Origin of the sequence: Phyllobacterium chamaecytisi (genome assembly GCF_020164455.1) — a bacterium.
Taxonomy (GTDB): Bacteria; Pseudomonadota; Alphaproteobacteria; order Rhizobiales; family Rhizobiaceae; genus Phyllobacterium; species Phyllobacterium chamaecytisi.
Map to the genome: position 1 here is coordinate 71,148 of NZ_JAIQWW010000023.1, position 25,565 is coordinate 96,712.

Below are 25,565 nucleotides of genomic sequence, written 5' to 3' on the forward strand. Positions count from 1 at the left end.
GGCGCGGGCAATTTGGTTGTAGCCGCGTGTAAATGCCGCTCAGATGTTCTCTGGAAGGTAGATATCGAACGGCAAAAAGGTCTGGCCCGGAGCGTTGGCCGCGCCGCTTTCGATGGCGTGACCCATGAGCTCCGTGAGTTCCCTGCAGAGCCTTGGCAAGGGAGTTGCGATGACCATGGTGACGATTTTGTCGGCCAGCGCTGCCCGCGATTCCGGGGTGATTTCATTGACGATCATCACCGGAGACTGTTCCAATTGCGCCTCGCGAATCGCACTGATCGCGCCTTCCATTCCACCGCCAGCCACATAGCAGCCGGCAAGGTCCGGATGGCGGCGCAGCAACTCCGACATCGCCTCATTGGTGATCTGTCGCGTCTCCAGATTGACCATCGTGTCGAGCACGGTGAACTCCGGCGCCTCTTCACGGAAGAAGGCACGAAAACCGATTTCGCGCAGTTCATGCCCATGAAAGCGATGACTTCCGACGAATATCGCTACTTTTCCGGGCCTTTTGGCGGCTTTCGTGATCATCCAGGCCGCCGTGCGCCCTACCTTGCGGTTGTTGACGCCGACATAGCCTTCGCGAATTCCAGCGGCATGGTCTGAAAGCAGCGAAAAAACCGGGATATTCTTTGCCTTCAATTCATCGACAGCGGCGGTGATCGACGGGTGGTCTGGCGCGACCAGGCCGATGGAACGGCAGCGTCCCGCCAGCGATTTCAGCTTGGCGACAATCTCGTCCGGCGCTTGTGATGCGCAAAACTCTATCGCAGGAACGCCGCGGAAATGCGAGGCTTGACTGACAGCATTCTCGATCTCCCGCGCGAACTCCTGATAGAAATAATGTCCGGGTTTCTGCAAGAGAAAGCCCAAGCGGTATTCAGGCAATTCCTGCCGCATACGCTGGCGGATCAAACCGGCCGCATGGTATCCGATGCTGTTGGCAGCCTCATACACCCGCCGCGCCGTTTCCTCACGCACTGGCAGCCGTCCGTTCAGCACCCTGTCGACTGTCGCGACACCTACCCCCGCCGCACGCGCCAGATCGGAGATTGTCGGCCTATTTGCCACCTCATGCGCTCCCTGATAGAATCTATCAGTCATTTATACCAATCTCTGATTGAAAATGATAGAATTTCATCATTTCAGATTGAGGCAGGTTGCAGCAACGCGTATCTTCTCCCGACTAATTGAGGGAGGTCTCATATGCAAGCAGCAGCGCTCACCATGCCGACAAGGCGGGATTACAGCCTTATCGGCCGTGACTCGCAACTGGCTGTGGAGTCGGGTCTTGCTGCGGCCGAATGGTATCACACCGACATCCCCCGCAAGCAGATGAAAGAGCTGATGAAGCGCTCCGATGGTCCGGCGATCCGCGACACAGCGATCTGGCTCGGCAGCATGTTGATCTTCGCCGGTCTTGGCGTTTATTTCTGGGGCACCTGGCTATGCGTGCCGTTTTTCCTCGCCTATGGCGTTCTGTATGGTTCCGCCTCGGATAGCCGCTGGCACGAGTGCGGCCACGGTACGGCGTTCAAGACACGCTGGATGAATGATATCGTTTATCAGATCGCCTGCTTCATGATCATGCGCAATCCTGTCACCTGGCGCTGGAGCCATACGCGGCACCACACGGACACGGTCATTGTCGGCCGCGATCCGGAAATCGCGGTTATGCGTCCACCCGATCTGTTGCGTGTCGCATTGAATTTCTTCGGTATTCTGGATGTTTGGCACGCCATGGGCGATCTCATCCGCAACGCTCTGGGAATTGTCAGCGCCGAGGAAAAGACCTTCATTCCCGAGCAGGAACAGCCAAGGGTCGTACGCATCGCCCGCATCTGGGCCGCGATCTACGTCGCCACGTCCGCCTTATCCTTGTACACGGGATCGATCCTGCCGCTGGTGCTGATCGGTCTGCCGCGACTGTACGGGGCATGGCATCATGTGCTCACCGGGCTTTTGCAACATGGCGGGCTTGCCGACAATGTCACCGATCACCGTTTGAACAGCCGCACCGTCCTGATGAACCCGGTGAGCCGGTTCATCTACTGGAACATGAACTACCACGTCGAACACCATATGTTCCCGATGGTGCCGTATCACGCGCTGCCGCAGCTGCATGCGATGATCAAGCATGATCTGCCGGCGGCAAACCCGTCCATCCTGCACGCTTACCGCGAGATGGTGCCTGCATTCCTGCGGCAGTTGCGCAACGAAGACTATTTCCTCAAACGGGAATTGCCGCCGACCGCCAAGCCCTATCGCGAGGAATTCCATGGCGAATCTGTCGCGGCAGCAGCGGAATAATAGTCCATAAACGACCGGGAGGATCGAACGATGAGCAACTGGGTAGAAGCCTGCACTTCAAACGACATAGACGAAGAAGACGTCATGCGTTTCGACCATGCGGGAAAGACCTTTGCAGTCTACCGTAGCCCCGACGATGAGTTTTTTGCAACGGACGGGCTGTGCACTCATGAACACATCCATCTCGCCGATGGGCTTGTGATGGACGAGATCATCGAGTGCCCCAAGCATAACGGTCGCTTCAACTACAAGACCGGAGAAGCCAAGGGCGCTCCCGTCTGTATCAACCTCAAGACCTACCCTGTAAAGGTCGAGGCTGGCAAAGTATTGATTCAGCTGGGATAATGGCGATGGAACGAGGAATGGTCATCATTGGCGCTGGCGAATGCGGCGTGCGCGCGGCTTTTGCCTTGCGGGAAAACGGCTATGGCGGACCCGTCACCTTGATTGGCACTGAAAAGCACCTCCCCTATGAGCGCCCGCCCCTTTCCAAGGAAGCGATGGTCTCGGAAGATCATCCGTCACCTCGCACCATAGCCGCCGAATCCCTGTTTAACGAAAAGAACATCGACTTCATCGGCAGCTCGACGGCGACGTCAATCGACCGGGGGGAGAAGCGCGTCGCACTCGAGGATGGCCGGCAAATACCCTACGAGCGTCTTCTGTTTGCGACAGGTGCTATTCCGCGCCCTCTGCCTCTTGCAGCGGGCAGCAAACATTGCACCACCTTGCGCAGTTTTGAGGATGCACTTGCCATCCGGGCAAGGTTTCAGCCTGGAGCACGCATCGTCATTGTCGGCGGCGGATTCATCGGACTGGAACTTGCGGCCAGCGCTCGCAAGCGCGGCGCGTCGGTGACAGTGATCGAGGCGCAAAGCCGTATCATGATGCGCGGCGTCCCGGAGGAAATCGCCAAGGTCATCGATACGCGCCATCGCGACGAAGGCGTGACCATTCTATGCGATACCGGAATTGTCTCCTTTGCTGACAATGCCGAAAACGTTGCGATCACGCTTTCGACAGGAAACGTCATCGTGGCGGACCTCGCGATCATCGGCATAGGCGCGACGCCGGTCACTGCGCTGGCCGAAGCGTCCAGCCTCGAAACCGGCAACGGTATTGTGGTCAATGACTGGTTGCAGACCAGCGATCCGGATGTTTACGCGGCTGGCGACTGCTGTATCTTCCCGCTCGCTGTTTACGGCGGGCGCCGGGTGCGGCTCGAAGCATGGCGCAATGCCCAGGAGCAAGGGGCGCTGGCCGCGCGCAACATGCTCGGGGCACAGGAGCCGCATCAAGCGGTACCCTGGTTCTGGTCGGATCAGTATGAACTCGGTCTGCAGGTCGCTGGCCTTTCGGACGAGGGTACGCAAACGATCCGGCGCGACCTCGGCGATGGCGCCTTCATTCTGTTCCACCTTGCTGCCGATGGCCGTCTTGTCGCTGCAAGCGGCATCGGCCCCGGCAATTCGGTGGCGAAGGACATAAGGCTTGCCGAGATGCTCATTGCCCGTGGCGCGACGCCGGACATTGCCCAGCTTGCCGCATCGGACGTGAAACTTAAATCACTGCTTGCGGCCTAGGATGACCATGAAAAGCCAACGACCTACCGTCGCCGACATCCTCGCGCTGAAGGGTCGGCGTCAATTGACTATGCTGCGTGTGGAAACGTTGGAGGAGGCGGAGGCCGCCGAGCGAGCCGGCGTAGACATGCTATCTGTCCCGCCAGCGCTGCTTTCGCCCGAGTTTCGGGATGCCGCGCCATCGGTCTTCGCAGTGCCGGGATTGGAATATGGTGATTTCGTAACTGCAGAAGAATACATCCGCGCGGCGTTCAAGGCGCTTAGGGCGGGCGGCGATGCGGTTTATTGCGCCGCGAGCCTCGCCACCGTACGTAGCATGCGTAACGAAGGGATCCCTGTTTGCGGTCACGTAGGGCTAATCCCGTCGCAGGCGACTTGGACCGGCGGTTTCAAAGCTGTAGCGAAAACGGCCGAAAGCGCATTCGCGGTATGGCGACAGACCAAAGCGTTGGAAGATGCTGGCGCATTCGCAGCAGAAATAGAAGTTGTGCCTGTTCCGATTGCGACAGCAATTTCCGAGCGCACATCTCTGTTCATGATTTCAATGGGCGCCGGCGCGGGCTGTGATGCGCAGTACCTGTTCGCGCAAGATGTTCTTGGCTCGAATCGCGGCCATTATCCACGTCACGCCAAGGTATATCGCAACTTCAACGCCGAATATGACCGCCTGCAGCAGGAAAGGGTCGCAGCCTTTGCGGAGTTTGTCGCCGATGTTCAATCGCAAGTCTATCCTGGCGCGGAACATACAGTCGGAATCCCGCAAGACGAGTTGAATCGGTTTCTAAAAGAACTTTCAAGCAGTTAAAGACGTTTCAAGCCTCAATTTCAACATTGCCGAGTGGCTTTGAACAGCACGCAAGCACATAGCCCTCGTCGATCTCGTCGTCGAGAATACCGCCATTGTGGTCCATGTCGACCTCGCCGGAAATTTTCATAACCTTGCAGGTGCCGCAGAGCCCCGATTCACACGCCGCAGCAATGCGTATCCCCGCACCGCGCGCGGCCTTCAGGATCGTTTCGCCCGGCGCACATGCCACTTCCATACCCGACATGGAAAAACTGACCATCGCGGATCTCTCAACGGCCTCTGTCGATATCGCGTCCATCATCGGCAGCACCGGTTCGGCGGCCGGTCCGAAACTCTCCTGGTGGTAATGCGTCATGTCGAAGCCGGATGCTTCGAGCATGGTGCGGACATCGCGCATGAAGCTTTCAGGCCCGCAACAGAAGATGGTCCTGTCCTTGAAGTCCGGCGAAAGCAACGGCAACCTTGCCTCTTCGAAACGACCGCGAATACCGGTCCACACCTGCCCCATCTCGTGTTCCTTTATAAGGAAGGCAAGCTTCAGGTTCGGCATGCAGCTCGTCAGGTATTCGAGCTCCCTGCGGAAAATAATATCGCTGGGCCGGCGTGCGCAGGTCACGAAATTGACGTCGCTTTGCGGGGCGCAATCGTGCATCCAGCGCGTCATCGACATCATAGGCGTGATGCCCGAACCCGCCGAGATAAACAGGTATTTCTCGCCCGGATGCTTGCGCATGGAGAAATCGCCAAGCGGCCCGAATGCCTTCAACCGCGCACCCGGCGTCAGATGGTCGAGCATCCACCGCGCACCTATACTGCCATCCTGGGCTTTCACGGTCACGGCAATGGTGAATGGCCGCGATGGGCTGGACGACAATGTAAATGTGCGCAAGACGGCTTCCGGCTGCACCGGCAATTCGAACGTCATGAACTGGCCTGGCTCATAGCGAAACCAGTTCTGATTGTCCGATTTGAACGTGAACGTCTTCACATTGGGCGCTTCCTCGATGACCGACAGGCACTCCAGAAGATGCAGCCGATCATTCCATGGCTGCATCTGATCGAGGTGTGGATAGGTCTGAGGAAGCGTCATATTCATCATGCTACCTTGCTGAGTTTGGTTTCGCTGGAAAGCCTTGTTTCCATGGAATTGCTGTACCATTCGAGGAATTGCAGCACGCCGCCTTCGTGTTCGACCGAGTATGGACCCGGTTCATAGGCAGGCGAGCGGATACCGAATGCATTTTCTTCAACGATACGGCGGTCCTGATTGTTGGTCTCGAGCCAGACATGGGTCAGTTCTTCGAGATTGTAATCGACACCTTCGACCGCGTCCTTGTGGACGAGCCACTTCGTCGTGACCTCGGTCTCGTTCGGTCCAAGCGGAAGCACGCGAAAGGATATCGCCTGATCGCCGAGAACGTGGTTCCAGGTGGTCGGGTAATGATAGAGCAGCAGCGAACCGATCTGCTGGGCGTTGACGTCATCACTGAGTTGTCTGCCGACTGCGCGCCTGCCACTGATCGTATAGCTCTCGGCACCGCTGAGCAGCGGTACGCGTGTGGCACGATATTGCCCGTCTTCTGCGATACGGAACACACTCGGGAGGCCGACTGCCTCGCACTTCTCCCAATGCGCGACCATTTCAGGATCCTCTTTGGAGCCCTGGATCCCAGTAGCGCTTGGCGCTTCGGGGAAGGTCTTGCACAGTTCCGGGTGGTTGGCGACGCAGTGGTAGCATTCGCGATTGTTTTCCCAGACGAGCTTCCAGTTGCCTTTTTCGACAATCGAACTCTGGAATGCCACCTTGGTTTCGGTCAGGCGATGCGGCGCGAGATAGGGTTCGAGCAGAGCGCGTGTCGGGCCGAAATCCGGAGCGACGGGCGCGAGGCAAATGAAGATGTAGCCGCCGACGCTTTCGCAATGCACCGTTTTCAGGCTGTGCTGGCTGGCATCGAAATCGTCTCCCATCTGGCGGGCAAACAGCAGGCGGCCATCCAGTTCATAGGTCCACTGATGGTAGGGGCAGACGAGCTTCGCCGCGGTGCCCCTTTCAGCAGCACAAACGCGCGAGCCGCGATGGCGGCACGAATTGTGGAAAGCGCGGATCTGTTTTTGGCGGTCGCGTACGATCACGACCGGATAGTCGCCAACCTGAACCGTGAAATAGTTGCCCGGCTTGGCCACCTCGCAATCATGGCCGATGAACAGCCAATCGCGGTAGAAAATATTTTCCATGTCGAGACGGTAGTAGTCCGGATCGGAATAGAATGCCTGTTCAAGTCCGTAGCCCGGTTTCCGGTTCCTGAGATTCCGGAGCAGTTCGTTCGTTAAGTCCATGTCGTGTCCTCGCTCTTATAGCCCGCGAAAGAACTGACTGGTGGTGAAGGAGGACCTCCGCGCAAGTCAAACGTCGCCTGCACAAAATCATGCTCCTTGATCGCCCACCGCGATCAGTCGGTTTATCTTCCTCAAGGCTGGTTTCCGGGCTCTGGAGTTGCCGTTTCCGGCTTCACGGCGCCTTCCCGGGATATCCTCCCAGTGGCTGTTTTGCCGTGGTTCACTCCACTACCGTTGCGGGGGCAGCGCCGGGTTCAAACCGGCTTCCCAATTCTCCGCTCTCTCCCTGGAAAGCGGCACCTCAAGCGTCTTGATAAGAGCACTCGGCTGAACAAAAGAATAGGCGCGGAAACGACATCGCATTTACGCAAGACGACACGGAAGAAATACCCCCCGAGTTTAAGCTTTGTACAAATACTGTTTGATCGATTCCGGCTTCATCTCGATCGAAAAGCCCGGCAGGACCGGCGGCATGTAGGCGGCATTCTGAATATTGCACGGGTCGACGAAATGTTCATGCAGATGGTCGACATATTCGATAACCCTGCCCGCCTTCGTACCCGACACCGCGACATAGTCGATCATCGACAGGTGCTGCACATATTCGCAAAGGCCAACCCCGCCCGCGTGCGGCCAGACCGGCAGATCATACTTCGCCGCGATCAGCAGCACTGCCAGCACCTCGTTGAGACCGCCCATGCGGCATGAATCAATCTGCACGACGTCGATCGCACCCTCGGCTATGAACTGCTTGAACATGATGCGGTTCTGGCACATCTCGCCTGTCGCAACCTTCACCGGGTGAATTGCCTGCCGAATCTTGCGATGCCCGGCAACATCGTCCGGGCTCGTCGGCTCCTCGATGAAGAACGGCTTGACGAAGGCGAGCTTGTTTACCCAGTCGATAGCCTCGTTGACCTCCCACACCTGATTGGCATCGATCATGAGGATGCGGTCGTCACCAATCACCTCGCGGGCAATCGTCAAGCGGCGGATGTCATCGTCGAGATCGCGGCCGACTTTCATCTTGATGTGATTGAAACCTGCGTCGACGGCTTCCTGGCAAAGGCGACGCAGCTTGTCATCGGAATAGCCAAGCCAGCCCGCCGAGGTTGTATAGCAAGGATAACCTGTCGCTTTCAGATCAGCGATCCGGTCTTGCTTGCCCTTCTCCGCCTTGCGCAGAAGCCCCAGTGCCTCGTCGCGCGTCAGCACGTCGGTCAGATAGCGGAAATCGACAATACTGACGATCTCTTCCGGAGTCATTTCGCCCACCAACTGCCACACCGGTTTCCCCGCTTGCTTTGCCAGAAGATCCCAAACCGCATTGACGACCGCACCGGTTGCAAGGTGCATCGCGCCCTTGTCCGGTCCGATCCAGCGAAGCTGGCTGTCGCCTGTGACGAAATGCCAGAAGCGGCCAGGATTTTCCTTCACCCAGTCGAGTTCAAGGCCAATGACAAGGTGCTTCAGCGCCTCGATTGCGAGACAGACGATTTCATTGCCGCGCCCGATGGTGAAGGTCAGGCCGTGGCCAGCGAGACCATCCTCATCCGTATCAAGCACGACATAGGCTGCCGAATAGTCCGGATCGGGGTTCATCGCATCCGATCCATCGAGGCTTTGCGACGTGGGAAACCGGATATCGAAAACGCGAAGATCGATAATGCGGGTCATAATATTACTCCTGTGGAGACCTCTAGACGGTCCAGCCACCATCGATGTTGTAAGCTTGACCCGTGGTGTATGTCGCGCCGGCGAGATAGACGGCAAGGTCGGCGATCTCTTCCGGCAAGCCGAGACGCCCCATCGGCTGGCGCGCGATGAAAGCTGCCCGCGTCGCGTCATAATCGCCGCCAGCACGCATGCGCTGTTCGAGAGACGGGCTTTCAACCGTACCTGGACAGATGGCGTTGCAGCGAATGCCCTGTGTAATATAGTCGGCGGCCACCGCCTTGGTGAGACCCAAGACAGCCGCTTTGGTCACGCCATAGGCAAAACGGTTCGGGACACCCTTAACGCTGCTGGCGACAGACGACATATTGACGATCGCGCCATCCTTGCGCTCGATCATACCTGGCAGAACAGCCCGGATCGTTCGGATCATGGCGCGGACATTGAGGTCCAGCGCGAAGTCCAGGTCCGCGTCCGGCATCTCGAGAATCGAGCCACCGTGCACAAAACCGGCACAGTTGAACAGCACGTCGATTGCACCAAGTTCGCCGATCACCTGATTGACTTCGTCCGTCTTCAGCACGTCGAGCTTGCGCGGCTTGATCCCCGCCTCTTTCGGCAGCGCATCCAGCAGTTGCTGGTTTATATCCGTCGCGTGCACGATTGCGCCTTCGCGGGCGAATGCAAGCACCGAGGCGCGGCCAATGCCCTGCCCTGCGGCTGTGATCAAAACTCGCTTGCCTTCAAGCTTACCAGTCATTGTAAATCTCCAATCACTTATGTCGCCTTGCTCTTGCGCTCGGCTATGAGAATATGGTCGGCGGCAAGCACGACCTCGTCACGTTGATTGATGACCTCGCAGCGCTCGACGACGCGTCCGCTGCCGGACCGCTTCGGGTCATCATCCTTGGCGCTGATTGTTACGCGTGTGCGGATCGTATCGCCAATGAAAACCGGCCGGACGAAGCGCAGGCGATCATAGCCATAGGAAAACGCCACCGGATTGATCAGGCTTGCGGTGAGCCCAACGCCGATTGAAAAGATCATCGTGCCATGGGCAACGCGCTGACCAAAGGGGGTGGTCTTCGCAAATTCCGCATCCATGTGATGCGGAAAGAAATCGCCCGTATGGCCGGCGTGCACCACGAAATCAGTCTCGGTAATGGTGCGTCCCGTCGTGACACGCACATGCCCGAGTTCATAGTCCTCGAAATAGATGGCTTGTTCGGACATTCAGGCCTCCGGCTTCCGTGCGAGCGGGGTAGCTGGCGTCGCACTCGATTGATAGGCCGCTTCGACCAGCGCCATTGTATGCCACGCATCCTCGACGGAACTGACAAGTTCCTGGTCCTCGCCGCTGGCGTAGCGCTGGAGGTTGGCCATGCGCCCGACAAATGCGTCTGGAAACCATGCGCCTTGCAAGGGGACGTTGATCCAGTCGGATCCGCCCTTCGAATAGATCATCAATTCGTCCGGCTCACCCCGCGGATAATCGAGATTGACCCCGAGCTTTACATAGGCCGCACCCTCCGTGCCACTGATGCGGAATTCGCAGGCCTGGAATTTGCGACCGAATTTGTGATCATGATTGACCGATAGCGCGCAGCGCACCTTGTCGTCGTAGTCGAGAATGGCACTCGTTCGCGTCTGCGCTACCTTGTGGTTGGGATGGCCAAGTGTCTTGGCGTGGACACCAAGCGGATTACCAAGGATCTGCCGGATCAGGTCGATATAGTGAATCGAGTGCATGGCGATCTCGACACGCGGTAAGCCGTTCAAGAACGGCCACAGAGACCATGGCGTATCCAAGGCGAGCCATGCATCGAAATCGATCACTTCACCAAGCCAGCCTTGCCGGATCGCGTCCTTAAGTGCGAGCATCATCGGAGCGAAACGCAACTGGAAATTGACCGCTGCGGTGATATTGCGCTCGCGGCAGATACGGAGGATTTCAGAGGCTTCCGCAAGATCGCTGCCCATCGGTTTCTGAATCAACGCAAAGGAACCCTCCGGCAGGGCCTTCAGTATATCGGCATGACGTGAAGGTGGCGTAGCAAGATCGAAGATCGCATCCTCGACGGCGGCGGCTTGGGTAACAGAAGCATAGGCTGTGACGTTCCACTCATCGGCCAGTTTCTGCGCCTTCGCCTGATTCGGATCGAAGAGCCCGGCGATCGGAAACCCGCCTTTTCTATAAGCTGGATAGTGCGCATCGCCGACGATGCTGCCCGCGCCGAAGGTCACGATCGGGCGTGGTTTCGCCGGAAGCGGCCAGCTTTGCTGCAAGGTTGCGGGGTCAAAACTCATCATGCGGTCCTTCAATCGAGATGGAACACTTCTTCCATCATCGCCCACCACTCGCCTTCGGCCCGCGAATCGAGCGGCTCCTGGCAGGGCATGCACACAGCCCACCATTCCTTGTTCTTCGGATTGGCAGCCATTTTTTCCATATCGGCTTTGAAGTCGGTCCCGTGATATTCCCATGTTCCGAACAGGACGTTCTCGGGCTCACGCAGGAAGATCGTGTAGTTGCGGATGTTGCAGCTCGAGATCAGTTCAAGGATCTCCGGCCACACCGCTGCATGCAGACGCTTGTACTCAGCGACCTTGTCGGCGTTCAGCCCGATCATCATACCCATGCGTTGCATCGTCAGACCCTTATCTCGGTCGTGAATTCGTCGACACTGCGTGACTTCACCGCATCCCAGTCCCAGTCTATTCCGATGCCGGGCTCGGACGGAGCAACCGCGTAGCCATTTTCGATGTGCATCTGTGTGTGCGTAAGGTCATCGAGCTGCGGAATATACTCGACATATTTGCCGTTTTGCACAGCGCAGGTCAGACTTACATGCAGCTCCATCAGGAAATGCGGACAGACCGGCATGTCGAATGCCTCTGCCGTGTGTGCCACTTTCAGCCAAGGTGTGATGCCGCCAATGCGGCCAACATCGACCTGCACGATGGAGCAGGCGCGTTTCTGCATGTATTCGCGGAAATGCCGGATCGAATAGAGCGACTCGCCAACGGCAATCGGCGTTTGTGTTGCCGACGAAAGCCGTACGTGACCGTCTATATCGTCGGCCGGCAGCGGCTCCTCAAGCCAGGCAAGATCGATGTCGCGCAGCACCTGCGAGCGGCGAATGGCTTCGTCCAAAGTGAAGCCCTGATTGGCGTCGGTCATGATCTCGAAACCCGAACCAACCGCGTCACGGACTGCCGATAGCCGGTCCAGATCCTCGGAACCATGCGGGCGGCCGATCTTGACCTTGGCGCCTTTGAAACCCTTGGCCTTCGCCTGCAGCGCATCGTCGACAAGCGCCTGCTTCTCGATATGAAGCCAGCCACCCTCGGTGGTATAAAGTGGGCAGCGATCCTTCGCGCCACCTGCCAGTTTCCACAGAGGCAGGCCCTGCTTCTTCGCGCGCAAATCCCAGAGCGCTATGTCGACGGCGGCAAGGGCAATCGCCGTGATCGCGCCGATGGTCGTCGCATGGGTCGCGAATTCGAGATCGCGCCAGATTGCCTCGATCTGGTCGGCATCCTTCCCGAGTAGACGCGGCGCAAGGTGATCAGACAGCAGCCGCATGACGGATGAACCACCGGTGCCAATCGTGTAGCTATAACCAGTACCCACCGCACCATCACTGTCGGTGATCGTCACGATCGGCGTCTCTTGGCTGACGAAACTCTGGATCGCGTCGGTGCGCAGCACTTTCGGCGGCAGATCCACCATGCGCAATTCAACTTTTTCGATCTTGGCCATTGGAATCACCCCCGCAGCGTTTTGCCGGTTTCAGGCGAGAACAGATGCGCCTGCGACAGGTCGAAACTGAATTTTACCACTTCACCGGCGCCAATGGGACGTGGATTGAGCATGCGTGATACCCATTCACGCTCTGCCATGGTGATGAAGAGCAGTGTCTCATTGCCGAGCGGCTCCGTGATCGAAACAGGCAGTTCCATTTCATGCACGTCTGTGGCTTCGCCGGAACTGATCCCATGTCCGGTCGGGTAAATGTCATCGGGGCGCAGGCCGAAAATCACTTTATCGCCGGCAGCGACCTTGCTGCGGAACTCCGCCGGAAGCGGCAGGGTCTGCCCGCCGGCAAAAACCAACTTTCCATTGTCCACAGTCGCCTCGTTGAGATTCATCGGCGGAGAACCGATAAACCCGGCGACGAACCGCGTGGCCGGTCGTTTGAACACTTCCTCGGGCGTTCCGACCTGTTCGATGTGGCCATCGCGCATGATGACGATGCGGTCGGACAGCGTCATCGCTTCGACCTGGTCATGCGTCACATAGATCATCGTCGCCTGCACCCTCGCATGCAGACGCTTGATCTCGGTACGCACCTGCGTGCGCAATTTTGCATCGAGGTTGGAGAGAGGTTCGTCGAACAGGAATACGTCCGGCTTGCGCACGATCGCCCGGCCCATGGCCACGCGCTGGCGCTGACCGCCGGAAAGTTGCGACGGGCGGCGGTCCATATACTTGTCGAGATCGAGGATCGCCGCAGCCTCGTTGACCCGCGTATCGATTTCGGCTTGCGCAATTTTGCCGATCTTGAGCGAGAAGCCCATGTTCTCGCGTACTGTCATATGCGGATAGAGCGCATAGGACTGGAACACCATGGAAATGTTGCGCGCACGCGGCGGCAGGTCGTTCACCGGCTTGCCGCCAATTTCAACGACGCCGCCACTGATGTCCTCGAGCCCGGCGATCATGCGCAATGTCGTGGATTTTCCGCAGCCGGACGGGCCAACCAGCGCGATGAATTCGCGGTCCTTGACCTCGAGGTCGATGCCATGCACCACATCGACATTGCCATAACTCTTGACGAGCTTTTTGAGTGTTACGGGAGCCATGACAAATTAACCTTTCACCGCGCCAAACGTCAGTCCGGATACGAGATGCTTCTGAATGATGAACGTTAAAGTGAGCGCCGGGATGATCATCACCACCGCAAGCGCGCACATGCCGCGCCAGTCGATGGTGAACTCTGACGTATAGTCGAGAAGGCCGACAGGCAGTGTCTTCGAATTCACCGACCGGGTGATCTGCGAGGCCAGCGCATATTCATTCCACGAGGTGAGAAAGGCGAAGATGCCTGCCGACGCGATACCTGGTCCGGCCAGCGGGAATTCCACCTGCCAGAAAGCCTGCCAGCGCGTGCAGCCATCGATCTGCGCAGCTTCCGCCAGATCTTTCGGCACCTGGCGGAAGAAACCGTCGATCAGCCAGATCGTGAATGGAACATTCAAGGCCACATAGATAAGGATCATCGCGAAATGCGTGTCGATGATGCCGACGCGGGCAAAGATCATGAACAGCGGTAGCGACAGTGCGATACCTGGGACAGCGCGCGTCAGCATGAAGCCGAGGAACACACCCGATTTTCCCTTGAACTTGTAACGGGCAAAAGCATATCCGCCCGCCATGCCGATGATCAGCGCAATGATTGTCGAGGTGATTGAAATGATCAGGGAATTGCGGAAATATTCCCACACCGGAATGCCGCCCTGCCCTGCACCGCCAAACATGGCACGATAGGCGTCGAGCGAGATGTCGCGCGGTATCCACACCGGTGGCTTCGCCATGATCTCGACTGTCGGTCGCAGCGAACTCAAGACGATCCACAGGCCCGGCAAGCAGATGACCAGCATCGCCAGGAACAGGCCGATAAAATGCGCGACTTTGAGCCAGCGGCGTTTCAGACGATGCGAACTGTTCTTGTCCATCTTACCACTCTGCTCCGATTTGCTGGCGCGCGGCAGCGAGCTTTCTGAAGAAATATACGGTGAACAGGATCGAAAGCAGGATCGAGATATATGCCATCGCATTGGCAAGACCCATGCGCGCATCGCTATAGGCCGTGCGTCCGACCAGTGTCCACAGGAGTTCGGTGCGTTTGGCCGGCCCGCCATCGGTCATGATCTTCACGATGTCATAGGCGCGAGCCACGTCCAGCGATCGGATCGTCATGGCGATAAAGGCAAAAGGCATCAGATATGGCCAGGTGACGTAGCGGAATGTCTGCCAGGGCGTGCAGCCATCGACCCGCGCCGCTTCTACTGGTTCCTGCGGCATCGCCAGAAGTCCAGCCAGGATCAGGATGGCAAAGACGGAAGTTGAAGACCATACCTCGGCAATGATGATTGAAAACAGCGCCAGATTGCCATCGATCAGCCAAGGTATCGCGTTAGTGGTCAGCCCCAGTGACTGCAGCGCATTGTTGACGAAACCGATATTGTCGTTGAACAGGAACTTGAACTGGAAGCCGACCAGTACCGGCGAGAACATCATCGGGAACATCATCAATGTCCGCAAGATGCGTTGACCGCGCGTCGCCTTGTTGACCAGCATGGCCAGGCCAAGGCCGAGGAACATCTCGGCATTGAGTGCGATGGTGAGGAGCAGGATGGTACGGCCAAATGCCGCCCAGAACTCGTAGTTGGTCAGAACGCTCACGTAGTTACGAACGCCGATGAATACCCAGATCGATTCCGGCTTGGTCAACCGGAATGGCGTGAAGCTCGAATACAGCGAAAACAACAGCGGCAACACGATAACGGCGGCAAGAACGATGATCGCGGGCAGCAACAGGAGCGTAGGCGCCGATAATTTGGGGAATTTCATCTGAAATATTGGCCTTCTGGGACTCTGCATTTCCACTTCGACCCTCCCCGTTGTGGGGATGGTGGCTGCAAAGCAGCCGGTGGGGTCTTACCCATTTCTCATGCTATGCTGATCGAAAAGCCCCACAGGGACCTGCGGCCCCTCCCTCCCCACAAGAGAGAGGGACCGCAGTGCTTGCCACTAAAGCTTGCCGGCATCCTGAAGGATTTCGGTCGCCTTTTTGGCCGCAGTGTCGAGTGCTTCCTTGGACGTCTTGTCGCCAAGAATGGCCGATTGCAGTTCCGGATAGACGGCGTTGGAAATCTCGATCCATTCGGCCAATGGCGGAACCGGGAATGCGTTCTTTGCTTCTTCCTGGAATGCGTTAAGCACCTCGGTCTTGTAAGGATCGCCTTTGGCCTGCTCGATGTCCCATTCCCATACCGCCGTGCGCGTCGGCAAGGGGCCGGCCTTGGCTTCGAGCTTCTGGCTGTCCTCGTTGGTCAGCCACCAGACGAGCGAGGCCGCAGCGTCCTTGTGGGCGCAGGCTTCCGTCACCGAGAAGCCATGATGACCCGACCAGCCAGTGCGCTTGCCGGACGAACCAGCAGGCGCCACCTTCACGCCGACATTGCCGGCAACTTTCGAGGATTTGGGATCGTTGAAGAAGCTCGCCCAACCTGGCCAATCAAGATTGATGGCAATCGACCCCGATGCAAAACCCTGGCCGAGATCGTCCCAAAGGTAGTTGGTCGTGCCTGCCGGAACAGCTTTCGCCTTGTAGAGGTTGACGAACCAGTCGAGCGCCTTGACACCAGCTTCGGAGTTGAAGGCCGGCTTGCCGTCCTTGTCGATATACTCGCCCCCGTCGGCAATCAGCATTTCATAGAATCGGCCGTTGATCGCCTCTTCCTTGCCGGCAAACTGCGTGCCGTAGAAATCCGGCGCCTTCGTAAAGAAGATTGCCTGATCGCTGACCTGCTGCCACGTATCGGGCGGTGTAAGATCATAACCGTACTTTTCCTTGAAGGCCTTCTTGTTGGCCTCGTCGGCATAAATACTCTTCTGGTAATAGAGTGCGGAAACGTCGAACTGTGCGCGCGGCAGCATGACCAGTTTGCCGTCCAGCGTCGACGACTTGATGTTCGTCGGGACGAAGGCGGCAATTTCTTCTGCAGGAAGCAGCTTGTTCAGGTCGGTATAGATATCGGGATATTGCGGCGCGAATGATGAGTGGTTTGAACCAACGCACCAGTTCAGACTGCCTGAAGCGATATCCGACTTTATCTCCTTGTCGAGTTCGAAATGGTTCTTCTTCGACAGGATGTTGACCTTGGCGCCGGTCAGCTTTTCCCATTCGCCGATACGCTCGTAAAGCGGCTCATATTGCTGTCCGCCGATAAGCTTGGCGTCGATCGTTACGCCGTCGAACTTTCCCGGCAGATCTGCACCAAGTGCAGCTTGCGCGCTGAAAATCGCGACAACGCCAGCCGAAACACTGGCCAACAGATTTTTCATGGTTCCCTCCCGTAATCGAGTGGCCGCTCCCCGGCTCTCGCAATTTTGCAACACCCACATATGAGCGTTTCATTCATATACAAACATTTATGCGCTTGACCGTCAAGCATGGAAACTGCTTTCCTACGAATATCGTCTTCGTATATGAGTAGGGAGCGAGGGGAGACTTGGTCATGATAGAGGACGACGACAGCGATCGTTATCGCGCGCCTGCGCTTGATAAGGGTCTGGACATTCTTGAGCTTCTTTCCGGTATCGATGGTGGCCTCACGCAAGCAGAAATCGCCAAATTCCTCGGCCGCAGCCCCAATGAATTCTACCGCATGCTCGATCGCCTCGTACGCCGCGGATATGTGACGCGGCTTGAGGGCGATCGCTATTCGTTGACGTTGAAGCTGTTCGGGCTTGCCCAGTTGCACGCGCCTGTCCGCCGCCTTGCTTCCTATGCGACACCGCTGATGCGCGAACTCGCGGTGATGTCGAAACAGGCCAATCAGCTCAGTGTTTTCGACCGCGGCGCAGCCGTTGTCGTCGCCCAGCAGGAGGCGCCGGACTATTGGGGCATCTCGATCCGGGTTGGTTCCCATATCAGCCTGTTCAACACCGGTTCCGGTCATGTGCTTCTGGCATTCCGCTCCAATGAAGAGCGCGCCTTGATGATCGCCGAGTATGAGCAGCATGCGGACGATATCGCCCAACCGCCTGATTTCCGCGAGCGGCTCAACCAGATCCGCGAGCGCGGCTACGAGATCATGCCGAGCGCGCAGACGGCAGGGGTCTTCAACGTTTCCGCACCTGTGCTCGGCCCTGATGGAAGGGCGATTGCCGCGTTGACCTGTCCATATATCCAGCTGCTGAATATCCCGGATGCGCCGGGCGTCGATGATGCCCGCAAAATGCTGGTAGCCACGGCGCAGAAACTCTCGGAGCTTGCCGGGGCGGATGTCGTCCATTCGAGTGTTCTGCGCCCGGCATGAAAGGAAGCAAGCAATGCCACACATGCCGATAATCGACACCCATCTGCATCTCATTGACCAATCGGTATTGTCTTACCCTTGGTTGTCAGGCACCGAAGCGCTGAACCGCAATTTTCTCTATGAGAAATATGCACTGCAGGCTCATCGCGTCGGTATCACCCATGCGTTGCACATGGAGGTCGATGTCGCTCCGACGGACATACAGGCGGAGACGGATTATATTGCATCTCTCGCGAAGCGCGGCGACAGCATCATAGCCGGTGCAATTTCGGCCTGCCGTCCGGAGGAACATGGCTTCAGGGTGTTCCTGGAGCGCCAACAGATCAACCCTCTGGTAAAGGGCTTCCGCCGCGTGCTGCACGTCATGCCCGATGAACTTTCGGAAAATCCGCTTTTCCGCGAGAACATTCAAAAGCTTGGCGGCACGGGATTAACCTTCGACCTGTGCGTTTTGCCGAGACAAATCGACAAGGCGATCGCCCTCGTCGATCTCGCGCCGGACGTGCAATTCATCCTCGACCATTGCGGCGTTCCGGACATCAAGGCCGGCGCTCTCGACGAATGGCGCGGCAAGATCAGCGATATTGCGAAGCGGCCGAATGTCACCGCCAAGATTTCCGGTGTGGTGGCCTATGCGGATGCAGAGACCTGGCGGGTCGAAACGCTGGCGCCTTACGTCAATCACGTCATAGAATCGTTCGGCTGGGATAGATTAGTTTGGGGCAGCGACTGGCCCGTCTGTACGCTTGGTGGAGGCCTCGCCACCTGGGTCGCAGCAACCCATGCTCTGCTTTCAGGCTGCAGCCAGGAGGAAAAGACCAAGCTGTTTTCGGGAAATGCCCGCCGGATCTGGAATTTGAACTAGTATCCCGTCTGAATAAGCTTGCCTGTCGTATCCTCGCGCTTTACCTCTGAAACTCACGATCAAGCTTGAGATGCGGAGAACCAATGGCGGCGGAAATAAGCGGACCTGACCTTCTGAGTGTAGTCGTGCTGCTTGGGGCTGGCGTCGTCGCCGTGCCGCTGTTCAAGCGGCTCGGGCTCGGCTCTGTTCTCGGTTACCTCGCCGCTGGTCTGGTTATAGGCCCCTTCGGCCTCAAGTTCTTCTCCGACCCGCAGACGATTCTGCATGTCGCGGAGCTCGGCGTTGTCATGTTCCTCTTTCTCATCGGCCTCGAAATGCAGCCATCCCGATTGTGGGGATTGCGCAAAAGCATTTTCGGCCTCGGAGCGCTGCAGGTCGGCGTTTGCGCACTGCTTCTCACCGGCCTCGGCATTGCCACGGGTTTTCCGGTTGCCCAGTCATTCGTAGCGGGCGCTGGTTTCGTCCTGACCTCTACGGCAATCGTCATGCAATTGCTGGAAGAGCGCGGCGAGATCGCCACACCGCAGGGCCAGCGCATGGTTTCGATCCTGCTGTTTGAAGACCTCACCATCGTTCCGCTTTTGGCATTGGTAGCGTTCCTCGCGCCAATAAGCGCCGAAACGGCCGGGGGATTGCACTGGACCAACATCGGCATAGGCATCGGCGCGATTGCTGGCATCATTCTCGCCGGCAAATACCTGCTCAATCCGCTATTCGGATTCCTCGCGCAGTCGCGTGCCCGTGAAGTCATGACTGCAGCTGCTCTGCTGGTCGTTCTGGGCGCTGCCCTGATCATGCAGGTCAGCGGTCTTTCCATGGCCATGGGCGCATTTCTCGCTGGTGTGCTTCTCTCCGAATCGACCTTTCGCCACCAGCTTGAAGCTGACATCGAACCTTTCCGCGGCATTCTGCTGGGATTGTTCTTTCTGGCGGTCGGCATGTCGCTTGATCTGAGCGTCGTCGCAGCCAACTGGAAGATGGTGCTATTCTACGTCGTCGCCTTCAAGCTGGTTAAAGCTACGGGGATATATATAGTCGCCCGCCTGCTCAGCTCGTCCAATCGAGAGGCGCTGGAGCGCGCGGTCATCATGGCGCAAGGCGGCGAATTTGCCTTCGTCCTCTACGCCGCTGCCACGGCAGTCGGCATACTCGATGGCGAAGCCAATGCCATTTTGACGGCGATCATCATCTTCTCGATGGTGCTGACACCGCTTCTCCTTGTCGCCTTGCGATATCTCATGCCCGAGGAAAAACAGGACCTCCAGGAAGTCGACATTGCGGAGGGCCTGACCGGCAATGCCCTCATCATCGGCTTTGGCCGGTTCGGTCAGATTTCCTGCCAGCCTCTGCTGATACGGGGCGTCGACATCTCCATCATCGACAATGACGTGGAGATGATCCAGGCTGCATCACAGTTCGGATTCAAAGTCTATTATGGCGACGGCACACGGCTCGATATCCTCCACGCGGCCGGGGCCGGCCGGGCGCAGGCGGTGCTGATCTGCGTCGACAAGGCCGAAACAATCCTCACAATCGCCAATCTGGTCAAGGCGGAGTTTCCGATGGTCCAGATCTATGCGCGGGCCTATGATCGCGGCAATACGATCGAACTCATCAAGCTCGGCGTCGATTTCCAGATGCGCGAGACATTCGAATCCGCATTGATCTTCGGTGAAAATACCTTGGTCGGCCTGGGTGTGGACCCGCAGGAGGCGGCGGATATTACGGCAGATGTACGCCGCCGCGACGCCGAGCGTCTTGACCTGCAGCTCGCCGGTGGCATTCGCGCCGGCGCCGATTTGATGAGGGGCAACGCGCCGGTTCCCGGTCCGCTTATCAAGCCGCGCCAGACCGGCCGCGCGCTCAACGAAGAGACTGCGAGCGTGCTGCCAGCGGCTCAAAAGGCCGATGCCAACTAAGACGGGGGAACAGTCATGCCTGAGATCGAACAAACGACCATTGCCGACATCGTCAATTTCTGGCGTGAGGCGGGTGAAGACAAATGGTACGTCAAAGACGAGGAATTCGATGAGATTTGCCGCCAGCGCTTTCTCGAAGATCATTTCGCCGCCGCGCGCCGCGAATATGAAGGCTGGGTCGAAACACCCGAAGGCGCGCTGGCGCTCATGATCCTGCTCGACCAGTTCCCGCGCAATTTCTTCCGCAACACCGGGCACATGTACGCGACCGACACGCTGGCTCGCCTGTACGCTGGCCGGGCGTTGGAAAAGGGCCACGACCTGTCATTCGAGCCGAAACTGCGCGCCTTCTTCTATCTGCCGTATATGCATTCAGAGAATGTCGATGACCAGCGCCGTTCAGTGGAGCTATGCCGTGAAGGCGCCCCGGCAAACCTCGAATATGCCGACCACCACTATGACATCATCCGCCGCTTCGGCCGCTTCCCGCATCGCAACGCCATTCTCGGCCGCACCACCATCGAGGAAGAGCAGGCCTTCCTCGATGGCGGCGGGTTTTCGGGTTAGAGGCGGTGTGAACCGCCTCCCTTATTCTCTGGCTCAAAGGAAGAAGAATTGTTCGGTCGGGTCTCCGGCCGATTTGTTTACGTAGAGGGCGATTTCTGCTCCCCCGATACCATCTATGTTGCCCAGAATGATATTGTAGTTCACGAGTTCGTCCGTCCCAGCGAAGAAACGCAGTTCGCCAGGTTCCCCGCTGAACTCCCCGTCCCCGATCCATTGAAATGCGTCATTATCCTCTTGGGTATTAGAATTGGCGTCAATCAAACTAAGATCGATTTGATCGAAATCGACATCATCAACGGTAAAGTCCTGTATGAATACCCGCGAAAAGAACGGATCCAGTTCGTTGACGGAGCGGAAGAAAAAGATATCTGACCCGGCTTCCCCATAAAGTTCCTCGTCGCCACCTTCCGGGCGGGTGACCCCTGAGGTCAGCACATCGTTCCCGAAGCCACCGAAGAGCGTGTCGTTTCCGCCGCGACCGTCGAGAAGGTCATTACCGTCGCCACCGAGTAGTATGTGATCTCCTGAATCGTCGATAAAACGATCGTCGAACGCCGTCAGACTGTATCTCTCTATACCGGAGATGTTGTAGAGCCGCTCCTCTCCGTCGTACGCGTACCGCATTTGGCTTGTGCTCGCGGCAGTGCCTGCGAGCGACGCGGTTTGGTCTGTTAGTTCAATGTCTACTTTGTCAGAGCGGTCGTGCATGTCCATGTGGTCTAACTCTTCGACTTCGACTGCGGCGACGTTAAATAATGCGCCTCCGCCGCCGTTGATTGAAGAGCCACTAGCGCCGAAACCTTCGGTGTCACTCGCAACGAATCGATCGTTGCCAAAGCCTCCATCATATTCGTTAAGTCCGGCACTCCCGTTTAAGGTATCGTTTCCATCGCCGCCAAGCGAGCTATCGTCGCCAGGTCCGCACTTGATAGTGTCATTTCCGGCGCCGCCTTCGATAACATCATTGCCAGCACCGCCGTCCATCGTATCGTCGCCATCATCGCCACGCATCGCATCGTGGCCTGCACCGCCGTCCATCAGATCGCGGCCGGCACCGCCGTGCATCCCATCGTTGCCGTCGTCGCCGGACATGGTATCATCGCCGCCGCTACCATGTTCCGTATCGTCGCCCCGGCCGCCCACGATCGTTCCGCCCGCTGCTGCAAGAGTAGCAAAACCGGCAACCGCAGCTGCCGCGCCGACGATGCTCAGTTGATCATTGCCATGGCCGCCGATCATCGTGTCGGCGCCGCCACCGCCATCGGCGGAAAAGCCGGTAAGACTGGCCGAGCCGTCGAAGACATCCGCGCCCGCCGTGCCGACGAAATTCTCGATGGAGATGAAAGTATCACCTTGCGCATCGCCGCCGCTGCTGACGCCGCCAAGCAAGAGATGCACCGGGCTTGCACTGGTGGAATAATCGGCCGTGTCCGTGCCGGTACCGCCGTCGAGCACATCGGCCCCAACACCACCGATGAGAATGTCATCGCCGCCCATGCCGTATAGCTTATCGTTGCCGGCAAGTCCCGCGAGGACATTCCTGTGAATGTTGCCGGTGAGCGTATCGTTAAAATTAGATCCAACGACATTCTCGAATCCGCCGATGGTGTCGCCCTGCGCATCGTTGCCCGGGCCGGAGCCAGAGCCGGAGGTTGTGCCGCCGCCGCTATCGTTGAGTGTCACCTTCACGCTTGAACCGGATTGCGCGTAGCCGAGCGTGTCAATACCGGCACCGCCATTCATCCTATCGCCGCCAGCGCCGCCTTCGACATAGTCATTGCCGTCACCGCCATCGAGTAAGTCACCGCCCTTGCCACCCTCGACAATATCCGATCCGCCGCCGGCATCGATCTCGTCGTCGCCGCTATTGCCGAGAATATGCTCGTTGGCATTCGTACCATCGAAGTCATTGTCAGCGTTACTGAGCGAAATTTCGATTGTGCTTGGGTCTATGCCGAGAAGTTTCAGCAAGCCATTTGGAAGATTGATTGCCATGATAGTCCTCCCGTTCGCGCTGTGCGGGGAAGACCATCGTTTCGGGGCCCCTCACCCCTCACAACTGCGGACTACATCATACGCCTTACTATGGATTAAATAAAGATATTGATGGTAACTGTTCTTAGTTGAAATATGTAATGCAAAAGAACTATACTCCCGAAGAGAAAGACTGTACGTTAACTATTGAAAACGTTGTCATTTTGGAAATATTACACGTAAGGCTACAAATGATCGCTAACGGCAAATTATCATCCGCCTCTTGAATGGCAGCCTCCAGACTGTCATTATACGGGTATCTGGCACCTTTCAATTTTCACAATGACAGCCAGTCAAACAGGGACTGACCGCGCATCGATGCCGGACGATCAATCTGAAGAGCCTCCAAGTCCGGACTTGCGAAGCATGCTGACTCTGCATATGCGGCGTCAGCAAAAAGTACCTGTGATTTCCCCATCCCGACATTTTGCCTGCGCCGCAGCGTCATCCGCTGACGCCGCTGCACGCTGAATCTATTTAAGGACCCGACAGCCCGATGGACTGGACACTGGACTGGATTGCCGACCCCAACGCCTGGATTGGTCTTGCCACGCTTGTCGTGCTGGAGATCGTGCTCGGCATCGACAATCTCGTTTTCATAGCGATCCTTGCCGACAAACTGCCGCCGCACCAACGCAATCGTGCGCGGCTTGTCGGCCTCTCGCTGGCCCTGATCATGCGGCTTCTGCTGCTCGCCTCCATTTCGTGGGTTATCCAGCTGACCACGCCGCTGTTCAGCGTCGCTGGACTGGATTTTGCCGGACGCGATATCATCCTCATTCTTGGCGGCATCTTCCTGCTGTTCAAGGGCACCATGGAGCTGCACGAACGGCTGGAAGGCCATATGTCGGCCAAGGAAAGCAATGTCGCCCATGCGGTGTTCTGGCAGGTCATTGCCCAGATCGTTGTCCTCGATGCCGTCTTCTCGCTCGATAGCGTGATCACCGCCGTTGGCATGGTGAAATATCTCGAGGTCATGATGATCGCGGTCGTCATTGCCGTCGGCGTGATGATGCTGGCATCGAAACCGTTGATGACGTTCGTCAACAAGCATCCGACCGTCGTCATTCTCTGCCTCGGGTTCCTGATGATGATCGGTTTCAGCCTGATCGTCGAAGGCTTCGGTTTCCACATCCCGAAGGGCTATCTCTATGCCGCCATCGGCTTCTCTGTGCTTGTCGAGGCTGCCAACCAGGTCGGACGTCACAACCGCGAAAAACGTATCACCACGATGGATCTGCGTGATCGCACGGCAGGCGCGGTCCTGCGGCTGCTCGGCGGCGGCCGCAGCGATACCCCGCACTCTGATACGCTGGATGTTATTGCTGAACACAGCGCAGCGGGAGATGTCTTTCATCCGGAAGAAAAGGAAATGATCCGCGGCGTGCTCGATCTCGTTGAGCGCCCGGTCCGTTCGATCATGTCGCCACGCAATGAAGTGGAATGGCTGGATCTCGACGAGACCAACGAAGAGCTGCTCGCCGAAATCCGCACCCTCGCCCACAGTCGCGTCGTGCTTGCCCGCGGCCGCGTCGATGAATTCGTCGGCGTTGCGCTCACCAAGGATCTGCTTTTCGCCATTCTCGATGGCGGCAAGATCGATTGGGAAAAGGTCACCCGCCAGCCGCTTATCTTCCATGAAAACGCCAATGTACTTCGCGTCATGGAACAGTTGCGGGGTTCATCGGTGCAGATGGGCGTGATCCTCGATGAGCACGGCTCGTTCGAAGGGGTGGTTACCCCGACAGATATCCTCGAAGCCATCGCCGGCGAGTTCCCTGAAGAAGGCGAGGAAAGCCCGATCCTTGAACGTTCGGAAGACGGTAGCATGGTGGTTGACGCCTATATCGACATTCGCCGTCTTGGCGGGCTGATCGATCGCGATCTGGTCGATGAGGGTGACCGCTATACGACGCTTGCCGGCTATATTTTATGGAACCTCGGCCATATCCCGGCCGAAGGCGAGAGGCTCACCGTCGACGATCTCGAATATGAGATCGTCGAGATGGATGGCCGCAATATCGGCAAGGTGCGGATCTCCCCGACGCAAACGGCCGCGTTTATCTAGGGCATCGGTTTTTCCATTTCCAAACATATTTGTTGACGCCAAATTGCGGCGTTCCTGGCCGGGGAGGCACGGTGGTCTGCGGAGCTAGCCAGCTAGACCGCGAACGTGCGGGTACCATAAACTTGTTGACGGGTGCGATGACCCGACCTTAGGGCGGCATGCTCAGCAACACTTTCGCCGCGCGCGGGACGTCCAACGTGCTGCCCGCAAAAAGCCGAGATGTTATCTCTTATTCGCATCTTTCGGGGTTCGAGCCAGCAAGCAATGCTGAGGGTGACCTGATATCCTC

General features: G+C 57.6%; 23 protein-coding genes and 1 riboswitch. Of the genes, 9 read left to right on the forward strand and 14 right to left on the reverse strand.

The features are described 5' to 3' along the window. Positions 1-39: 39 nt before the first annotated feature. Positions 40-1,071, reverse strand: coding sequence for a LacI family DNA-binding transcriptional regulator (locus LB462_RS26655; protein WP_224514363.1), 1,032 nt, complete (start codon positions 1,069-1,071; stop codon positions 40-42). Positions 1,072-1,206: 135 nt separating this feature from the next. Between LB462_RS26655 and LB462_RS26660 the strand changes: the two genes are divergently transcribed. Genes LB462_RS26660 through LB462_RS26675 form a run of 4 tightly spaced genes read left to right on the forward strand, consistent with a single transcriptional unit; the run spans position 1,207 to position 4,698 of the window. After that, positions 1,207-2,310: a fatty acid desaturase family protein gene (locus LB462_RS26660; protein WP_224514319.1), complete on the forward strand. Its 1,104-nt coding sequence runs from the start codon at positions 1,207-1,209 to the stop codon at positions 2,308-2,310. Between the two features lie 30 nt (positions 2,311-2,340). Further along, positions 2,341-2,655, forward strand: a complete 315-nt coding sequence (locus LB462_RS26665; protein WP_224514320.1) for a MocE family 2Fe-2S type ferredoxin — start codon at positions 2,341-2,343, stop codon at positions 2,653-2,655. Further along, the gene (locus tag LB462_RS26670) at positions 2,655-3,893 is read left to right on the forward strand and encodes an NAD(P)/FAD-dependent oxidoreductase (protein ID WP_224514322.1); all 1,239 of its coding nucleotides are present in this window, start codon (positions 2,655-2,657) and stop codon (positions 3,891-3,893) included. The genes LB462_RS26665 and LB462_RS26670 overlap by 1 nt, the downstream gene beginning before the upstream one ends. Before the next feature lie 7 nt (positions 3,894-3,900). Beyond that, positions 3,901-4,698, forward strand: a complete 798-nt coding sequence (locus LB462_RS26675) for a 3-methyl-2-oxobutanoate hydroxymethyltransferase (RefSeq protein ID WP_224514324.1) — start codon at positions 3,901-3,903, stop codon at positions 4,696-4,698. Positions 4,699-4,705: 7 nt separating this feature from the next. Here LB462_RS26675 and LB462_RS26680 read toward each other — a convergent pair whose 3' ends face one another. From LB462_RS26680 to LB462_RS26735, 12 genes are all read right to left on the reverse strand, one after another. Beyond that, entirely contained in the window at positions 4,706-5,797 is a 1,092-nt protein-coding gene (locus tag LB462_RS26680; RefSeq protein ID WP_304610458.1) for an FAD-binding oxidoreductase, read from the reverse strand. Further along, complete coding sequence (locus tag LB462_RS26685; RefSeq protein WP_224514325.1) at positions 5,797-7,038, reverse strand: aromatic ring-hydroxylating oxygenase subunit alpha; 1,242 nt, start codon at positions 7,036-7,038, stop codon at positions 5,797-5,799. The genes LB462_RS26680 and LB462_RS26685 overlap by 1 nt, the downstream gene beginning before the upstream one ends. Positions 7,039-7,156: 118 nt before the next feature. Beyond that, a riboswitch (cobalamin riboswitch) is annotated at positions 7,157-7,357 on the reverse strand. Positions 7,358-7,437: 80 nt separating this feature from the next. Beyond that, a complete protein-coding gene (locus LB462_RS26690; RefSeq protein WP_224514326.1) occupies positions 7,438-8,715 on the reverse strand; it encodes an L-fuconate dehydratase in 1,278 nt (425 codons plus the stop codon). Positions 8,716-8,737: 22 nt separating this feature from the next. Further along, a complete protein-coding gene (locus LB462_RS26695; protein WP_112530469.1) occupies positions 8,738-9,472 on the reverse strand; it encodes an SDR family oxidoreductase in 735 nt (244 codons plus the stop codon). A 17-nt stretch (positions 9,473-9,489) separates the two neighbouring features. After that, entirely contained in the window at positions 9,490-9,945 is a 456-nt protein-coding gene (locus LB462_RS26700) for a MaoC/PaaZ C-terminal domain-containing protein (protein ID WP_112530467.1), read from the reverse strand. Continuing rightward, the gene (locus LB462_RS26705) at positions 9,946-11,019 is read right to left on the reverse strand and encodes a Gfo/Idh/MocA family protein (protein WP_224514367.1); all 1,074 of its coding nucleotides are present in this window, start codon (positions 11,017-11,019) and stop codon (positions 9,946-9,948) included. A gap of 11 nt (positions 11,020-11,030) precedes the next feature. Then, the gene (locus LB462_RS26710) at positions 11,031-11,360 is read right to left on the reverse strand and encodes an L-rhamnose mutarotase (protein ID WP_224514328.1); all 330 of its coding nucleotides are present in this window, start codon (positions 11,358-11,360) and stop codon (positions 11,031-11,033) included. Positions 11,361-11,362: 2 nt separating this feature from the next. Next, positions 11,363-12,475, reverse strand: coding sequence for a mandelate racemase/muconate lactonizing enzyme family protein (locus LB462_RS26715; RefSeq protein ID WP_224514329.1), 1,113 nt, complete (start codon positions 12,473-12,475; stop codon positions 11,363-11,365). 5 nt (positions 12,476-12,480) lie between these two features. Further along, positions 12,481-13,578 (reverse strand): ABC transporter ATP-binding protein, encoded by a 1,098-nt coding sequence (locus LB462_RS26720; protein ID WP_224514332.1) that lies wholly within the window; start codon positions 13,576-13,578, stop codon positions 12,481-12,483. Positions 13,579-13,584: 6 nt separating this feature from the next. Next, entirely contained in the window at positions 13,585-14,451 is an 867-nt protein-coding gene (locus LB462_RS26725) for a carbohydrate ABC transporter permease (RefSeq protein ID WP_224514334.1), read from the reverse strand. Position 14,452: 1 nt separating this feature from the next. After that, positions 14,453-15,349, reverse strand: a complete 897-nt coding sequence (locus LB462_RS26730; protein ID WP_224514336.1) for a carbohydrate ABC transporter permease — start codon at positions 15,347-15,349, stop codon at positions 14,453-14,455. A 180-nt stretch (positions 15,350-15,529) separates the two neighbouring features. After that, a complete protein-coding gene (locus tag LB462_RS26735) occupies positions 15,530-16,846 on the reverse strand; it encodes a type 2 periplasmic-binding domain-containing protein (protein ID WP_224514337.1) in 1,317 nt (438 codons plus the stop codon). Positions 16,847-17,019: 173 nt separating this feature from the next. Here LB462_RS26735 and LB462_RS26740 point away from each other — a divergent pair, with 173 nt between their 5' ends. From LB462_RS26740 to LB462_RS26755, 4 genes are all read left to right on the forward strand, one after another. Next, positions 17,020-17,823, forward strand: coding sequence for an IclR family transcriptional regulator (locus LB462_RS26740; protein ID WP_255627844.1), 804 nt, complete (start codon positions 17,020-17,022; stop codon positions 17,821-17,823). Positions 17,824-17,836: 13 nt separating this feature from the next. After that, positions 17,837-18,688 (forward strand): amidohydrolase family protein, encoded by an 852-nt coding sequence (locus LB462_RS26745; protein WP_224514338.1) that lies wholly within the window; start codon positions 17,837-17,839, stop codon positions 18,686-18,688. An 83-nt stretch (positions 18,689-18,771) separates the two neighbouring features. Then, positions 18,772-20,607 (forward strand): monovalent cation:proton antiporter-2 (CPA2) family protein, encoded by a 1,836-nt coding sequence (locus LB462_RS26750; RefSeq protein ID WP_224514340.1) that lies wholly within the window; start codon positions 18,772-18,774, stop codon positions 20,605-20,607. Between the two features lie 15 nt (positions 20,608-20,622). Beyond that, positions 20,623-21,174, forward strand: coding sequence for a DUF924 family protein (locus LB462_RS26755; RefSeq protein WP_224514341.1), 552 nt, complete (start codon positions 20,623-20,625; stop codon positions 21,172-21,174). Between the two features lie 33 nt (positions 21,175-21,207). Here LB462_RS26755 and LB462_RS26760 read toward each other — a convergent pair whose 3' ends face one another. Beyond that, a complete protein-coding gene (locus LB462_RS26760) occupies positions 21,208-23,169 on the reverse strand; it encodes a calcium-binding protein (protein WP_224514342.1) in 1,962 nt (653 codons plus the stop codon). A 535-nt stretch (positions 23,170-23,704) separates the two neighbouring features. Here LB462_RS26760 and LB462_RS26765 point away from each other — a divergent pair. Next, the gene (locus tag LB462_RS26765; RefSeq protein WP_224514344.1) at positions 23,705-25,276 is read left to right on the forward strand and encodes a TerC family protein; all 1,572 of its coding nucleotides are present in this window, start codon (positions 23,705-23,707) and stop codon (positions 25,274-25,276) included. The last annotated feature ends 289 nt before the right edge of the window (positions 25,277-25,565 follow it).

Excerpts from the sequence above, each read along its gene's own strand:
- LB462_RS26660 (WP_224514319.1), top strand. The coding sequence starts at position 1,207 with ATGCAAGCAGCAGCGCTCACCATGCCGACAAGGCGGGATTACAGCCTT.
- LB462_RS26665 (WP_224514320.1), top strand. The coding sequence starts at position 2,341 with ATGAGCAACTGGGTAGAAGCCTGCACTTCAAACGACATAGACGAAGAA.
- LB462_RS26670 (WP_224514322.1), top strand. The coding sequence starts at position 2,655 with ATGGCGATGGAACGAGGAATGGTCATCATTGGCGCTGGCGAATGCGGC.
- LB462_RS26675 (WP_224514324.1), top strand. The coding sequence starts at position 3,901 with ATGAAAAGCCAACGACCTACCGTCGCCGACATCCTCGCGCTGAAGGGT.
- LB462_RS26680 (WP_304610458.1), bottom strand. The coding sequence starts at position 5,797 with ATGAATATGACGCTTCCTCAGACCTATCCACACCTCGATCAGATGCAG.
- LB462_RS26685 (WP_224514325.1), bottom strand. The coding sequence starts at position 7,038 with ATGGACTTAACGAACGAACTGCTCCGGAATCTCAGGAACCGGAAACCG.
- LB462_RS26690 (WP_224514326.1), bottom strand. The coding sequence starts at position 8,715 with ATGACCCGCATTATCGATCTTCGCGTTTTCGATATCCGGTTTCCCACG.
- LB462_RS26695 (WP_112530469.1), bottom strand. The coding sequence starts at position 9,472 with ATGACTGGTAAGCTTGAAGGCAAGCGAGTTTTGATCACAGCCGCAGGG.
- LB462_RS26700 (WP_112530467.1), bottom strand. The coding sequence starts at position 9,945 with ATGTCCGAACAAGCCATCTATTTCGAGGACTATGAACTCGGGCATGTG.
- LB462_RS26705 (WP_224514367.1), bottom strand. The coding sequence starts at position 11,019 with ATGAGTTTTGACCCCGCAACCTTGCAGCAAAGCTGGCCGCTTCCGGCG.
- LB462_RS26710 (WP_224514328.1), bottom strand. The coding sequence starts at position 11,360 with ATGCAACGCATGGGTATGATGATCGGGCTGAACGCCGACAAGGTCGCT.
- LB462_RS26715 (WP_224514329.1), bottom strand. The coding sequence starts at position 12,475 with ATGGCCAAGATCGAAAAAGTTGAATTGCGCATGGTGGATCTGCCGCCG.
- LB462_RS26720 (WP_224514332.1), bottom strand. The coding sequence starts at position 13,578 with ATGGCTCCCGTAACACTCAAAAAGCTCGTCAAGAGTTATGGCAATGTC.
- LB462_RS26725 (WP_224514334.1), bottom strand. The coding sequence starts at position 14,451 with ATGGACAAGAACAGTTCGCATCGTCTGAAACGCCGCTGGCTCAAAGTC.
- LB462_RS26730 (WP_224514336.1), bottom strand. The coding sequence starts at position 15,349 with ATGAAATTCCCCAAATTATCGGCGCCTACGCTCCTGTTGCTGCCCGCG.
- LB462_RS26735 (WP_224514337.1), bottom strand. The coding sequence starts at position 16,846 with ATGAAAAATCTGTTGGCCAGTGTTTCGGCTGGCGTTGTCGCGATTTTC.
- LB462_RS26740 (WP_255627844.1), top strand. The coding sequence starts at position 17,020 with ATGATAGAGGACGACGACAGCGATCGTTATCGCGCGCCTGCGCTTGAT.
- LB462_RS26745 (WP_224514338.1), top strand. The coding sequence starts at position 17,837 with ATGCCACACATGCCGATAATCGACACCCATCTGCATCTCATTGACCAA.
- LB462_RS26750 (WP_224514340.1), top strand. The coding sequence starts at position 18,772 with ATGGCGGCGGAAATAAGCGGACCTGACCTTCTGAGTGTAGTCGTGCTG.
- LB462_RS26755 (WP_224514341.1), top strand. The coding sequence starts at position 20,623 with ATGCCTGAGATCGAACAAACGACCATTGCCGACATCGTCAATTTCTGG.
- LB462_RS26760 (WP_224514342.1), bottom strand. The coding sequence starts at position 23,169 with ATGGCAATCAATCTTCCAAATGGCTTGCTGAAACTTCTCGGCATAGAC.
- LB462_RS26765 (WP_224514344.1), top strand. The coding sequence starts at position 23,705 with ATGGACTGGACACTGGACTGGATTGCCGACCCCAACGCCTGGATTGGT.